Source organism: Pseudodesulfovibrio sp. zrk46, from assembly GCF_012516435.1.
GTDB lineage: Bacteria > Desulfobacterota > Desulfovibrionia > Desulfovibrionales > Desulfovibrionaceae > Pseudodesulfovibrio.
On sequence record NZ_CP051216.1, the window covers coordinates 2,351,968 to 2,366,424 of the forward strand.

Annotated in this window: 15 protein-coding genes and 1 tRNA gene; 6 read left to right on the forward strand and 10 right to left on the reverse strand. The window is 50.5% G+C overall.

The annotated features are described in order from the left end of the window. The first annotated feature begins 182 nt into the window (after positions 1–182). Positions 183–839: a class I SAM-dependent methyltransferase gene (locus HFN16_RS10640; RefSeq protein WP_168890732.1), complete on the forward strand. Its 657-nt coding sequence runs from the start codon at positions 183–185 to the stop codon at positions 837–839. 20 nt (positions 840–859) lie between these two features. Beyond that, positions 860–1,651: a radical SAM protein gene (locus tag HFN16_RS10645; protein ID WP_168890733.1), complete on the forward strand. Its 792-nt coding sequence runs from the start codon at positions 860–862 to the stop codon at positions 1,649–1,651. 7 nt (positions 1,652–1,658) lie between these two features. Here the strand turns inward: HFN16_RS10645 and HFN16_RS10650 are convergent, their stop codons facing one another. The 10 genes from HFN16_RS10650 to HFN16_RS10695 form a co-directional block, all read right to left on the reverse strand. Further along, positions 1,659–2,276, reverse strand: coding sequence for a class I SAM-dependent methyltransferase (locus tag HFN16_RS10650; protein WP_168890734.1), 618 nt, complete (start codon positions 2,274–2,276; stop codon positions 1,659–1,661). A gap of 42 nt (positions 2,277–2,318) precedes the next feature. Beyond that, complete coding sequence (locus HFN16_RS10655) at positions 2,319–2,912, reverse strand: hypothetical protein (RefSeq protein WP_168890735.1); 594 nt, start codon at positions 2,910–2,912, stop codon at positions 2,319–2,321. A gap of 18 nt (positions 2,913–2,930) precedes the next feature. Next, positions 2,931–3,305: a putative zinc-binding protein gene (locus tag HFN16_RS10660; protein WP_168890736.1), complete on the reverse strand. Its 375-nt coding sequence runs from the start codon at positions 3,303–3,305 to the stop codon at positions 2,931–2,933. A gap of 21 nt (positions 3,306–3,326) precedes the next feature. After that, positions 3,327–3,848 (reverse strand): VOC family protein, encoded by a 522-nt coding sequence (locus tag HFN16_RS10665; protein ID WP_168890737.1) that lies wholly within the window; start codon positions 3,846–3,848, stop codon positions 3,327–3,329. A gap of 13 nt (positions 3,849–3,861) precedes the next feature. Then, positions 3,862–4,065 (reverse strand): hypothetical protein, encoded by a 204-nt coding sequence (locus tag HFN16_RS10670; protein ID WP_168890738.1) that lies wholly within the window; start codon positions 4,063–4,065, stop codon positions 3,862–3,864. A gap of 45 nt (positions 4,066–4,110) precedes the next feature. After that, on the reverse strand, positions 4,111–5,325 hold the full coding sequence (locus HFN16_RS10675) for an acyltransferase family protein (protein WP_168890739.1): 1,215 nt from the start codon (positions 5,323–5,325) through the stop codon (positions 4,111–4,113). A gap of 81 nt (positions 5,326–5,406) precedes the next feature. Continuing rightward, positions 5,407–6,009, reverse strand: a complete 603-nt coding sequence (locus tag HFN16_RS10680) for a flavodoxin family protein (protein WP_168890740.1) — start codon at positions 6,007–6,009, stop codon at positions 5,407–5,409. Between the two features lie 10 nt (positions 6,010–6,019). Continuing rightward, complete coding sequence (locus tag HFN16_RS10685; protein WP_168890741.1) at positions 6,020–6,259, reverse strand: hypothetical protein; 240 nt, start codon at positions 6,257–6,259, stop codon at positions 6,020–6,022. Between the two features lie 35 nt (positions 6,260–6,294). Continuing rightward, positions 6,295–6,582: a hypothetical protein gene (locus HFN16_RS10690; protein ID WP_168890742.1), complete on the reverse strand. Its 288-nt coding sequence runs from the start codon at positions 6,580–6,582 to the stop codon at positions 6,295–6,297. A gap of 426 nt (positions 6,583–7,008) precedes the next feature. Continuing rightward, a tRNA-Thr gene (locus HFN16_RS10695) sits at positions 7,009–7,084 on the reverse strand. A gap of 180 nt (positions 7,085–7,264) precedes the next feature. Between HFN16_RS10695 and HFN16_RS10700 the strand changes: the two genes are divergently transcribed. The 4 genes from HFN16_RS10700 to HFN16_RS10715 all read left to right on the forward strand — a co-directional run bounded on the left by HFN16_RS10700 (position 7,265) and on the right by HFN16_RS10715 (position 14,380). Next, complete coding sequence (locus HFN16_RS10700) at positions 7,265–10,456, forward strand: cache domain-containing protein (RefSeq protein WP_168890743.1); 3,192 nt, start codon at positions 7,265–7,267, stop codon at positions 10,454–10,456. 240 nt (positions 10,457–10,696) lie between these two features. After that, positions 10,697–11,116 (forward strand): gamma-glutamylcyclotransferase family protein, encoded by a 420-nt coding sequence (locus tag HFN16_RS10705; RefSeq protein WP_210772187.1) that lies wholly within the window; start codon positions 10,697–10,699, stop codon positions 11,114–11,116. A 58-nt stretch (positions 11,117–11,174) separates the two neighbouring features. Beyond that, on the forward strand, positions 11,175–11,912 hold the full coding sequence (locus HFN16_RS10710) for an MBL fold metallo-hydrolase (protein ID WP_168890744.1): 738 nt from the start codon (positions 11,175–11,177) through the stop codon (positions 11,910–11,912). Positions 11,913–12,091: 179 nt separating this feature from the next. Then, a complete protein-coding gene (locus HFN16_RS10715; RefSeq protein ID WP_168890745.1) occupies positions 12,092–14,380 on the forward strand; it encodes a mechanosensitive ion channel domain-containing protein in 2,289 nt (762 codons plus the stop codon). Positions 14,381–14,457 lie beyond the last annotated feature (77 nt).

Sequence of the window (14,457 nt, forward strand, 5' to 3'; positions counted from 1 at the left end):
AACTGTATTGTGTCGTATCTGGCAATTTGTTTTGTCGTATATGAAGTCTTGAAAATGCAGCTTGCTTATAACATATTAAAATAAAATGAGTAATGTTTGGCATGATGCTCGCTAGTTAAAGATCAGTAGTAACAACTGATCCTTTAAAATAAATGCGAAAAATTGCGGAGAGATTATCGGTTATGAATAAAACGACAAACCCGTGGTTGACCATACCGGCTTCTGATTATGAAAAACATATGGCATTGCCTGAGGTGGCTCAATCTCAGGCCTTGAGCTCATTAATGTCCTCGACTTTGAAAGAATTTGCTCCAACCTCATTGGCAGTAATAGGATGTGCCACTGGCAATGGGTTTGAGCATATTGATACAGTAACCGCTCAAAGAGTTGTTGGAGTCGATATCAATCCTGATTATCTGAGAATCCTTTCCTCCCGATTTTCTGATACTATTTCTTCTCTTGAGCTTCATCATGCTGATATATCGAAGCCTGAGTTCAGCATGAAACCTGTATCAATGGTGCTGGCAGCACTTGTTTTCGAATATGTGGACGTTCATGTCGCGTTACAAAACATAAAAGAGAGCATTCTTGATTATGGGACTCTCGTTGTCGTTCTTCAGGAACCAAAGCCTCAATTCGCACCCGTTACTCCTACTCCCTTTAGGAGTCTTGAGCGTTTGTCCCCGATCATGAATCTAATCGACCCCATAGCTTTTTCAAATCTGTGCAAGGAGAAAAGGCTAATTGAAATAGGCCAAGATCGGATATTTCTAAAAAGTGGAAAGTCTTTTTGGGTCGGTTCATACCGGAGTTTCCCAAAAGAGAGTTGCAACCCATAATTCGAGACATGAGGTGCATTATGCAAATTACAGCTCACGACTCCAAAACAATTCTTACACCATGCACGCTGAAGGGGCATGAGTATCAAATCGATCCATATATCGGTTGTGCTCACCTTTGTCATTATTGCTATGCATTGAATGATGCCAAAACAGATTGGGCCAAAGAGATAATGGTTCATGCAGATCTTGAAGGCGTGCTTTCCGAAGAGTTGAAAGGGCTTTCTCCACAAAGTGTTTACATGGGGTGGAAAACAGATCCGTATCAACCGTGTGAGGCAGAGCTTCGTCAAACAAGAAAGACACTTGAAATGCTTGCAGCAAGAGGTCTCTCTGCCAGCATTCTGACGAAGTCTGATCTCATCTTGCGGGATTTGGATATTTTGCAAACCATGGAATCCGCATCGGTTAGTTTCTCGTTAGCTTTTGAGGATGACTCAGTACGAGACTTGTTCGAAGGTGGAACGATGTCCACCGAAGCCAGGATGCATGCATTGCGGGAGTGCAAGAAAGCCGGACTGAGAACATCAGCAATGATTTGTCCTGTCATCCCATATATCACCAGCCCTTTGCCGCTGATCGAGTCTGTAAAAGATAGCGTCGACAAGGTTTGGGTGTACGGGCTCAGCATCCTCAATGAGTCAGATTTGAACTGGCAAAATACAAGTCGGATTATACAAAAAAATTATCCTCAGCAGTATGAGACGGTAAAGGCTGCCGTCTTTGATCGGGAGCATCACTACTGGGCACAATTGCGAAAGAAGTTGAGCGCTTACTCCACATGTGACTTCGAATTCTCAATTCATTTTTAAGGATGGGTCATTTCACTCCAACAACACAGTATTGGGATGGATCTTTGGTTGACTGATGCGTCGTTGTTGAAACAAAGCCGGCTTGGAGAAGCATCTGCTCTACTCTCGCAGGTGAAACAGTGTCGAATATTTGCATGTCCAAAGGCAGGGTGTCCATCCTAGTCTTGTCCATGAAGGCAAGAACGACCTTGCCCCCTGGTTTAAGAAGGGAGTGGATCTGCAAGCTTGTCGCAGCCTGATCTTTCCAAAAGTAGATCGTGTTGGCGGAGCATATCGTGTCGTATGATTCCGCACTCGAATTCATGTTTTCAAAATTCCCGTGGGTGAGCCGAACACAACCGCTCTTGATGTGTCGTTTGTTTCTTTTTTGGGCAACGTCCAACATGGCATCGGAGAAATCGATGCCATGGATTACTCCGTTGCCGATCTTGTCGGCCATACTTTTGATGACTGTGCCAGTCCCGAATCCGATCTCAAGAATGGTTTGACCTTTTTGGGCGTCAACAACTTCATCCATTAGCTCATTAACCACTGCGTTGCCTTTGTCGAATATCAATCGGGAGACGAATCTCCCGAACAGTCCCGAAGGTTTGCGGGCTTGCTTTGAATAGAAATATTTTAACATGATTCTTCTCCTTATTATTCAGAAGAATTGAATTAGCTATGGTCATAGGCCATCCGAAACACGATTGGTCAGGTTGCTTTTTATGCGTACCACATAAGCATCAACGACAAAAACAAGGGAAACAAGTTGTTGCCCCATGAGAATGAAGTATCCTTCCAGTCCCATTAATGCGGCGCAGCTTATGTTTCCCAACATCAGCCAAGGGTACCCATGTTGGGAATTGCGTGCCATCAGATAGGTTCCGATGAGAAAACCCGAAGCTATTCCCAACTCCAGGAATTGGCTGATATTCGTTATTCCGCCATATTCATGGATACTCAGCCCGAGTCCTGCGAAGATAGAAAATTTAGCTAACATGTTGAGCCATTTGGGTTCAGTCCCATCGCCTCTTGCTGCCAATATCAAACCAGAAATCATCGCCGGAGCTCCACCAGATTCTATGGCTGCGGCAATCCAGTCGCGTTCCGAAACAAAGATGAACACCCAGGCGGGGAGTCCTGTCAGGTATACAATCCAGGATCTCACCCGCCAGCCATTTTGTTTCGCTGTTCCAGATGCCCTTTCCACTTTTGAGAAGCAGATCTTGTTGAGGAGGTAAAAAAGGCCTCCCCAAATCTGGAGCAAGGTGTCAGCCATGACTTGTCCCCTGCATGGCTAGACGCGATCTAGCATTACGTTCACGACTTTTTTTATGTTGTTTTCTGTTGCCGGTGTCGTTCCTTTAGTCATTTCAAGGTCGGTCAACTGAAGGTGCTCAAATTCGGTGAAACCAGCATCTTGGAGAGTCTTCTTGGCGCAATTTAATGGGCAGCCGTCGATGACAATAAGTTTATCCGCCGCTTTGATGGTATTCATGATGTTGGATACTTTGCCTCCGACACCAGCGAGGCAGAACATTTTGGCCGTGCCTGTGCGGGCGAGTTCTCGAGCCGCCTGGTCGGTCACCTCACCAACATCAGCTGCACCAGAGCATGAAAAAACAAGAGTTGAGGTTTGGGAAGAATCGCAAGTGGAAGTGCAGTTGGACATGGAATCTCCTTATATTTTGAATTAGCCTACGTAATGTGGTGAAACCAGCTCAAAGAGGTTGTCGTCTGGGCCCTTGAATAAGGCAAAGTCATAGCCGTCATTGGTTAATACGTCGGTGATGAACTCGATGCCTTTGGCTTCGAATGCTTCTTTGGCAGTCGCTGCGTCGTGTACCTTGAAGGCGACTATTGGGCGTTTCATATATTCTGCGTAAGGGCTGTCTGGCCCAATAGCTTCAAGGAAAAGCTCTTCGTCCAATTTGAACATGTCCCGATCTGCAGTTGAGGCCTCCAGACCAAGGATGTTGCCGAAGAAGTTTCGTGCTTCTTCAGAGTTGCCTGTGCCGTATCCGATCCAACAGATACCGTGAATTCGAGGGGTCTTGGCATGGGGATGCTGATCTGCCTGAGATTGGGTCATGTAGCCAAATTGCTTGCGGCAGATGCCGCCGATCGTTTTGGCATAGCTGTTGTCTCTGGGTAGCCTATTTAAGCATTCGCTTCTTATGGCTCGAGAGATGTTTGCAAACGTAAAGGCAATCATGGTGCGTCTCCGTTTATTGAGCGTTTTCGCTACTACTGATTGTTGGATTATTCATTTCTGCCTTCCAAGGATCGTAAATCATTGGTTCAAGCCATGCCCCATACACCCAGGGGAACAGGACAAAGACTAAGATCAAGAGCGTTGCGAGAACGGTAAGGGACAACCGCATTTCCTTCTTTTCTGTCTTGGGATCACCATGAATCTTGACGCTGCTCATTTGTATCTCCTTGTGGTTGAAAACATCGTAATGATGAGTTGCTTTTTAGATCACAACACAAGCCAGTCCCCATGCTCCAACTAGAAGGCCGATAGCTGTTTTGGGGTATGGGGAAACTAGTTGTCGGCTGAGCCACCAACTGATCAAAACGCCTGAGACGGCGGCTATCAGAAACTTGAAGAAGTATGGGACTGGCAAACCTATGGCCAGGAATTGCACGCCGATAACAAAGAGCATGTGCAACAGGTAAATGTCATAGGAGCTTCTACTCAGGCTTCTGGATACTCGTCCTTGTGAATTCCACCATAACTGTGTGCCTTTGATCAGCGTGCCGAGCCAGCTGAGGGCGGCCACGGAGCGTACTGCTCCTGTCGCAACTGCAAGGCCCAATGGTGCAGGACCTGTGTTTTCCATGATCCCCTTACTGATGAAGATGAGCATCGCGAAAGAGAGGATTCCCATGGTCAACCAAACTCCAAACGGGAGAGGGAATTTGCCTGAAGAAAACCAGTTCTGGGTCGAGGCCCATGTGCCGAGGAAGAACAGGGTGAGGTAGAGTCCAATTCTGCTTGGTTGGACCATGAAAATTCCGCTGCATTTCAGCCAGCTCCAAACGGGAATGATCAGATTAATACCTGTCACTGTGAGCATGGCTATCACTCCAGCAACAAGCATGGCCGTCATGATACTTCGACTGGACTGGTCGGGCATTTTTCCTTGGAGCAATTTCGGACTGATTTTGACGATCACTGCATAGAGAATGAAAAACATCAGAAGCAAGGTCAGGAACCACAAATGCCAAACGGAGTAATCGTTGATGTGGGCGATGCCTATCTCGGGTGAGTCGAACAGTACAACTTCTGGGGTCATTGCGTTCTTCAGCTGGTACCACCACATTGAAAAGAATCCTTTGGGGGACTCTGTTCGTCCGAAGTAGCCGAGGTAGGAGAGGTAGGGAACGAAGAACAATCCCAGCATAATGAATGGAATTCCCAAACGTTTCAGCTTTCTGAAAACGAATCTTTTGGTGCCGTGCCGTTTGATGGAGGAGGGGGAGAAATATCCTGCAATGAAAAATAATGTGGGCATGCAAAAGATATCGAAGAACATGATGAGGAAGGTGTAGAAAAGCGGCTTTGGAAATTCTTGGGCCGGCCACCAGGGAATGATGATGGCGTATGCGCATGCCGCGTGAAGAATTACAACCATCAGAATGATGAGCGTTCTGATATTGTCTAGAAATAGCAGTCTGTTGTGCATTGCTTGTTACCTCGAGACAGTTGGTTGTGTGAGAGTGGGCACCCCACAGGTGCTGCAAGGTGCCCTAGGGGAGGGGAGTATCTACTTCTGACCGCAGATGTCGGTTGCCAAATCCTGAGCCAGTTGTTCGTAGTCGATCATTCGCTGATCGTGGCCAGGAATCGCTTCAGGCTGAATCCAGAGCTGGGTGCATTCCAACCAGTGGCAGTCGTGAATGCCAGTATCGCGCATAATGATGGTGCACTTGTCGAAAAGCGCCTTGTATGTACCGGCGGGGGCAGCCTGAGTTTGAATGAGCACGAACTTCTTTCCAGGAGCAAAGCGTCCGTAAACAGGGTTTTCGAAGTCCGCATAGAATTCGGGCTTCACGTTGCTGAACAGCATTCTGTCCGCGAACAGCTTGAGGATGCCGCTCATGTCATCAAGGTAGACTGGGGTGGCCCAAACGATGACATCTGCCCAGTGATGATCTTCAAGCACCTTGGTGAAGTCGTCTTTGAGGACACAATGCCCGGCTTCAAAACACTTAGCGCAGGACTGACAACCACGAATGTCCCGCATGTCGTTTAGAATGTGTGTGCGAACCTCATTGCCATTACTTGTGGCTGCAGTGCCAAAGGCGTTAGCAATAGTAGAGGTTGTTCCGTTTATCCTTGGACTTCCATTTATGATAAGAATGTTCATTATGTTGCTCCTAGTGTGCGGTTGTAATTAGGTTTGCATTGTCCAAAATTGGTAGCCTCTGGCTGAGTGAATCGGAGGAATGTTTGTTGACTTCATCAGTTCCCGGTCTTGCTTTGGATTTACGGGGCGTGTCGTCTCGATTGGAGCCAAAGCTGATGAATGCAACGAGTACTGATAAGAGGATGAGAAAAATGATCACAGCACATTGTCTCTCCCCGTAGCCGTTGTCGTCGGGTAATGTTGTCTTCATGGCAGCCTCCGTTCTTCTGGCGTTTGGAAATGGACCTAGTCACCCCATTCCCATTCAACCCAACAAGTGTGATCCACTAAGCCGAATGATTTAAGTGAAGCGGCAAGGCGTACTCCTAGAGATGATGCGCTTCTGGTGTTGGAACCAACTTCTCGTGTAAGTTGGATACAAACATCGGATTCGAGTGTTGAGTTCCAATAGAAGGACACTTCTACTCCATCTGAATCTTTGCTGATTTCCTTAGCCAGCCCCTGCATAAGCGATTCAAAATCAGCTCTGTCGTTTTCAGCCACCCGAAGAATGATGTTTTCCAGCAATCGCACAGTGTTTCCTTGGGTTGATTGTTGCCGTTGGTTGCACTGTATAAGGCGAGAAGTGTGCCAAATATTAAAAAGAGTGAAATCAGATGGTTACGGCTATGGATAATAAAAAATATGTCTTATTTGGCAGTTTTATTCGCCAAATAAGACATATTTTGATGAGTGACATAAACACTATGGCAGAGCACGGATTCGCGCTTTGATTGCCTCATTATCTGTTTACTCAATGAGGTGTGCCTGTGAATTGGATAATAATTTGGATATGTTGTTAGCTTTGGGTGGCATGCATGATCTAACTGCTTTTCGATTTTACCGGCTTGCGAATAGTCCTATGAGCGTGCGTGGCATTTGATTGTCCCAAATTTGTCCCAAAAACTATGCAGGGCAACAAAAAAAGGGTCTAGCTTAAAGCTAAACCCTTAATTTCGTTGGAGCCGGAAATCGGAGTTGAACCGACGACCTACTGATTACGAATCAGTTGCTCTACCAACTGAGCTATTCCGGCGAAACGGGAGGTGATTTTTATACCAGTGTGGGGAGGGTGGTCAAGGGAAAATGCGTGGGGAGAAGTGGTAAGGATATAATAGGCTGGTGTTTCAAAGGCAGAATGTGTAACTACTTTAAGCAAGAGTATTTTTTTTAGCGGTCGGGTCATTGGAATGCCCGGGGCGGGGGAGTGGGCCGAGTGTATCGTGTTTCGTCCATAGGCAAGCTGAGTCTGGTCAGGATGGTCGTGGTTTCATGGCTGTCCATTTTGCTGGTGGGCGGCTTTTGGGCCTCGTGGGTGTATTTGGATTTTCAGGAAGAATCCGATCAACTGCGATCCGACTATTTTGCAGAACGAAAGACTCTGGTTTTACAGGAAGTTCAGAAGGCTTTTGCTCTGGTAGATCAGATCCGTCATGAGGAGATGACTGATCTGGTGGAAGGCGTGCGGAGTCGTGCCGAGCGTGTTTCCGGGTTGATAGACGCGTTGTCGCGTGATGGACTTCCCCCCTCAAGTATTTCACGGGCTGTCATGAACATGGCGCGCTCTGGAAGCGCGCATCGGGGCGATCTGTTGGTCGAACTGGCTGACAATGGCAAGACGCTTCTACTGTTGGACTACTATCCCAAAGGCTTGGACATCGATTATCTTATGAAGTCCTTGGTCGGGCTTCACTTCGGGGAACGTCGTGTCGTGATTTCCATGGACGATGGCACGGTGTTCACCTTTATGCTGACTGTTCGACAGTCGGAGTCGCCTGCCATGCGTATTGTCTCCGGTGCCTGCATGGAAATTGCGGAGATGGAGGTGCGTCAACGCGTTGTGACAGAGCTGGAAGAGATCACTTATGGTGAAGAAGGGTACCTGTTCGGCGGCACCTGGAGTGGTGTCTCCATGATCGGCCCCGCCAAAGGCAAGAAACTGTGGAACGTGACTGACAGTAACGGTGTTCTTATCGTTCAGGAGCTGGTTGCGGCAGCCAAGCGGGGGGGCGGATATGTCAGCTATGTCATGCCGCGGTTTAACGGCAAACGGCAGTCCCCGAAGATCAGCTTTGTCATGCCCATCCTTGACTGGAAGTGGTACATCGGAGCCGGGGTTTATGTTGATGATGTTGAAGTCATTATCGACCAGAACCGAATGCTTCTGAAAGACAAGATGATCTCTCGTGGAGGGATTGTATTCGTCGTCCTCTTGCTGCTCAGTATTCTGGCGTATGCTGCTTCCATTCGTTTTGCCCACAATCTACAGGACACTATCCGGTCATTTACCGATGTCTGGAACAGGGCCTCTTCCACTGGTGATTTCGTAAACCCAGAAGAACTCAGATACAGCGAATTCAAGGCTTTGGCCGAAGCAGCCAATCAGATGGTGGCGGATCGCCGTGCGGCCGAAGTGCTGTTGGCTGATCGGGTGGCCCAGTTCAAAACACTGGCGGCAAACCTGCCGGGAGTTGTCTATCAGTGCACGATGGATGGCGAAAGGGATGTTACATTCATCAGTGATTCCGTGTTTTCATTAACGGGCTATCCTGCCTCAGATTTCATGGAACGGAAGCGTTCCTTCCTTTCCCTTATCCATGCTGACGACGTCAGTTGGGTGAATGAGGTCCTCTGGGCTGACGCCAAACATGGCCGTCCATACTCCCTTGAATACAGATTGATGTGCGAGGATGGCGGTACGCGATGGGTGTATGATCGTGGACAGGCCCGTACGGGTAAAAATAGCGGTGAGTTGACCCTCGATGGGGTGATTATTGATGTGACGGAGCGTCGCAAGGCCGAGCAGGACCGCTATGCGCACATCCATTTCCTGGAAACCATGGAGCGCGTCGACAGGGACATCCGTCGCCGTGGAAATCTCGACACCATGCTCCATGAGGTCATGGAGACCGTGAGAAAGGCGTTTGACGTTGAGCGTAGCTGGCTCTCGACCCCATGTGATCCCAAGACCACGCATGTTCGCATCATGGTTGAAACCACGGGAGCTGACGATGATGTCAGGTCCATGGATGGTGAAACTGTTGCCGTGAACGACGATATGCGCAGTGTTTTTGCGGCCGCATTGTCCAGCACCGGACCTGTGGGGTTCAGCCCCGAAGGGGAGCATCCGGTTCCCCCCACGGCTGTAGAGAAATTCAACGTGAAGTCCATGATGGTGGTGCCGCTCTATCCCCGGATAGGCGATCCATGGCTCATGGGCGTGCAGCAGATTTCCAAAAGCAGAGAATGGAGCGACGATGACTTTCGTCTGTTCAAGGAAGTGGGGCGCAGGATTTCGGACGCCTTGAGCAACCAACTCATGAACCGGGAACTCGAAGAGAGTGAGGAGTGGTTCAGGACGGTGACCGAGCAGTCCTCCCTTGGCATCTGTGTCGTGCAGGATTATGAGGTCAAGTTTGCCAATCAGGCGTATTGCGATATTTTTGAGACATCCATAGAAGATATGATGGCATTGCCGCCCAAGGGCTTCATGCGATTCGTCCATCCGGACGATCAGGCCATGCTTATGGAGCAGGCGCACAAGAAACAGACCGGGGCAAGGGACGCCATTGAGACCTATACGTGGCGCGCCATTACCACTACGGGCAAGATCAAGTGGGTGGAGATTCACTCCAAGACTGTCAACATGGCAGGCCTCCCGGCCGACCTAATTTGCCTTCTCGATATCACGGAGATGCGCCGTTACAGGAACGAGCTGGAGCAGTTGGTAGATGAACGTACCGCCGTGCTTGAACGTCAGGCCACAGAGCTGCAGGAGGCCAATGCCCGTTTGTTCCGGCTCGATGATATCAAGAGTTCATTTCTGACCATGGTCTCCTACGACCTGCAATCTCCACATGATCTGGAGCGGGAGGATTTGAGCACTCTCATCAATGAATTTACGGCGTACTCCGGCATCCTGGCCGGGACAATGGAGTGGCATGATCGTCGTATCGATGCTGGCGATCTGATCACCGGAGCCGTGGATGCCAGCCGCTACCTGTTGGATGGAAAGGCCGGCATTGATATCGCCCTTGAGCTGCCGGACTATCTGCCTGACCTGAGGGTGGACGAAGCCATGGTGAAGCAGTTGCTCAAGACGTTGTTGGATAATGCCATTCGAAGCATGGAAGCTGGAGTCGTGACAGTCTCTGTTGAGAGCCCGGATAAGCGTGAGGTGCGGATAACCGTATCTGATACGGGGCATGGCATTCCAGCGAGTGCTTTGGAAGATATTTTCGAGCCGTTTCATCAGTTGCCGCAGGAATCCGATTCTGCGTTCCGTGGTTCCGGTCTTGGGTTGGCCATGGCAAAGGCTATCATCACCCGTTACGGTGGCTCCATCACCGTTGAATCCACCTTGGGCAGCGGCAGCTCGTTCGTCGTGTCGTTTCCCGGCATCAAGTAATTCCCTTTCATAAAACGGCTGTCTTGGCCCGATCCTTGTAACTCTAGTCTTCAATAGCTGGGCTGGGAAGACAGACAAGGTGATGGTTGGCCGATGAATCGGCCGGAATCCTGCGGCATTATAGGGGGTTGGAGTTCCCGCGCTGCAAATGGACCGGTCGTGGAGGCCTCGCCGTGATGGACATAATTGTTCACCTGGGACCGCGGCAATGTTCAAATTTGTCATGAACGCGGAGGGCATGTGGCCCGAGAAGCCAGTCATGCTGCCATAAGACAGCACTCCATATTCGTCTATGGAACCCTGAAAAAGGGGTTCCCCAATCACTATTTTCTTCAGGATGCCGAGTTCGTCGGGTTGGCCAAGACCGTGGAGCGGTATGGGCTGTATGTGGACGAATTCCCCTCGGTGTATCAGCGGGACTCGGTGAGTTCCATTCAGGGCGAGGTGTACCGTATCGACACCGATACATTACGCCGTCTTGATATGCTGGAGGGCCATCCCCGGTTTTATCAGCGCCAGGAAGTTCGGGTGCGTCTTCAATCCGGTGAAAAGATTTCCGCTTGGATGTATTTCTATCCGGAGCGGGGGCACCGGCTGGTGTCGGGAGGAGAGTTCTGTCTCTCCACCGAGCCGGGGCGAGAACATCCCGGAGATGGGTGAGCGGGACACAGACAGCTGCTTCTGATATGAATGGGTAAACGTAACCCATGGAGCCGATATGGATATATCCATCACCTATATTCATCACAGTTGTTTTGTTCTCAAGACGCCCGCCCGGGCATATCTTTTTGATTATCCCAATGTATCCCATCTGCCGGACGGGGCCGAGGCCCTTGTTCGCGAGCAGGTGCGCGACACCGATCTGTTCGTGCTGATCTCCCATAGCCACGACGATCATCTCAACGACGATATGGTTACCATGGCGGCCACTGCTTCGAGCGTGCATTACATCTACCCCGATGATGTGCCGGATATGCGTCCCGGCGTTATCCCCGAAGATGCAGACGGCATTATGGTCGAGCCGGATGAAACCTACGAATACAACGGCCTCACAGTTGAAACTCTCATGTCCAATGATCTGGGCGTGGCCTATCTGGTGGATGCCGACGGTTTCCGTTTCTATTACGGCGGCGATCTTGCCAAATGGATATGGAAGACGGCCTCGGCGCAGGAGGCTGCGTTCACGGCCAACTTTTTCAAGGAGGCCATGGACCGGGTGCGGGATTTCAAGCCGCATGTGGTCTTCTCCAATGTGGACAAGCGGCTGGAAAATCTGGGTGGAGGCGTGGAGGCCTACCGCCAGACAGGGGCAGAGGTGTTTGTTCCCATGCATACCTTTGGCGAAACGGATTGGCTGCCCGATTTCCGGACCATGGTGGGTGAGGAGACGTCTCAGTTGTTTATTTATGAAGGGCCGGGAGATGGGATTTCTCTTTCGGTCAGTGTTGAGGAATAAAAAATCCCATAAAATCAGCATAATTTAACTTGCCGTTACGACACGGAATGGTCAAAAAAAGGGGAGCCGAAGGGCTGCCCTTTGACTCATTTTTCGTGCCTTTCAATTTGCGACCACATACCACCTTTGCTATGAGGAACAGATTGAAACCAAAAGAATATCCGTTTTCAGGAGAAATCATGTCCATTCGCCTGTGCCGTTTTATCGCCGCCGCTGTTCTCATCTGCTTGTTGACCGCACCTTCCGCCATGGCCGTATCCGGGGCCGCCGCGATGCTGGTTACGGGGGCGTCTTCCGAGAAAAAAGGCAGCGAAGTAGTTCTTCCAGAGAACGCTACGCCGGAGCAGGTGAAGGGAATCCTCGCGGGCATGAGCGACGAACAGGTTCGGCGGATTCTCATTACCGAACTGCAGAAAGAAACCGTTGCGCCTGCCGCTGTAGATGAGCCGCAGGGCGTGGCCGGAGCAGTCTTCAAAGCTAAGGATTTTCTCCAGAAGGTGAGGACTCGGCTGTCTGATCTGTTTACAGGCTCCTCCTCCGCTCCCAGACTCCTGCCCGATGCGCTCCGGAGCGCATTTACCGGAAAGGGCGTTCATCCCCCCGGGCATCTGCTGCTGGGCCTTGTCGTTATCTCCATCATGTGGATCGCGTCCGGTTATCTGGTGACCTACCTGTACGACAAGCTGCGCGTCCGAATTGAAGATGTTGCCGAGAACGCATCGGTTCCAGCAAAGATCGGCAGGCTGTTGGCCCGCGCCGCCTTTGATTTCATGGCGGTCACTACTATGACCATCATTACGCTCATTCCGTACCTGCTCATATTCAATGAACCGGCCAAAGGGCGTCCGGTCATCTTTGCGTGGCTCGGCGCTATGGTCATTGTCGAGGTGGTTCGCGCCGTGACCCGGATGATTCTGGCTCCGAAAGTCCCGGCATTGCGTTTCCTTCCAATGACGGATGAGACTGCGCAGTACATCAATAAGTGGGTGTTGCGTCTCGTCTGGGTCGTAGCTCTCGGGACCATCACGAGCAGTCTGGTGCGGATGACGCATGGCAGTGAACTCGTTTTTCTCCTGATTCTTGCTATCACCGGTTTCATTGTTGCCTGCGCCATTTCTTTACTCGCTCTGTGGAACAGCCGCCGGGTGGCAGATTCCATTCGCAGGGCAACGTCGGAAGACTCTCTGCGCCATCAACTGGCCGGGTCCTGGCATGTGGGTGTTATCTGCTACGCCATGTTCTTTTGGGCTTTCTGGGTCGTGGCCCTGCTAGTCTTCGGGCAGGAAGCCATGATGACCGGCGTCATCACACTCCTTATTCTTCCCGGCTATCTGCTGGCCGATTGGGGCACACAACGCCTTGTGGCATTCGCTGCCAATCTGGCTGACGTTCCCTTGGACGAGGCCGAGAATGTGGAAAAGGATGGCAAACGGTCCATTACGAAATTTCAGCGGTTCCTGTCTGTTGGTTTCCGCTTTCTGGTTGCCGCAGCCACCGTGTTCATTCTGCTCCGCTCGTGGGGTATCGATATCTGGTTCGGTCGTGCATTGGTCAGCTCCGGTATCGATATTCTGCTGACGCTGGTCCTTGCCTATATCTTCTGGGTCTTCATCTCCAACTACATCGAGAAGAAGCTCAAAGAGAAGCAGGGCGATCATGATGGCGGGCATGGCGACGGCGAAGGCGGCGGTGGTCCCGGTGGTGACCGTTTCTCGACCCTGTTGCAATTGGTCAAGAAGTTCATCTTTGCGGCCATTACGGTCATTACCGTGTTGATCATCCTCTCCTCCATGGGCGTGGATATCGGACCGCTTATCGCTGGTGCGTCGGTATTTGGTATCGCTATCGGTTTCGGCGCGCAGACACTAGTCAAGGATATCATCTCCGGCATCTTCTTTCTGATGGACGATGCCTTCCGCGTCGGCGACTACATCATCGTAGGCAGCGCGCGAGGTCAGGTCGAAGCGATTTCCGTGCGTTCTTTCAAACTCCGCCACCATTTGGGGCCGCTCTATACAATCCCGTTCGGCTCCATCAAGGAAATCCAGAACATGACCCGCGACTGGGCTATCATGAAGCTGCAGTATCTGGTGCCGTTCGATACGGACATTCAGCAGGTCAAGAAGATCATTAAGAAGATCAACAAGGAAATCCGCTCCGTTCCGGAGTTGAACGAGTTCATGCTGGACGACATCAAGAGCCAGGGCGTCAAGGCCATGGAAGAATACGGCATGCGTATGCGCGTGAAGTTCATGACCAAGCCCGGCGGACAGTTCACCCTGCGTAAACTGGTGCTTGCCAAGATGCGCAAGGAATTCGCTGAGGCTGGCATCGAGTTCGCCAAGCCGCGTGTCTCGGTCCATATGTCCCGTGATGAAGAGCTGACTCCCGAGCAGGAGGCGCAGGTGGCCGCCGCTGCTTCCAAGGCTCTGGACAAGAAAGAGAAGGGTGAGAAGAAAGAAGGGTAACAATCCTGTGTAGGGGCGATTCACAATGATTGCCCCTTATTTTTCCCTTTATCATCAATTGGGCTGCTGTATGGCGG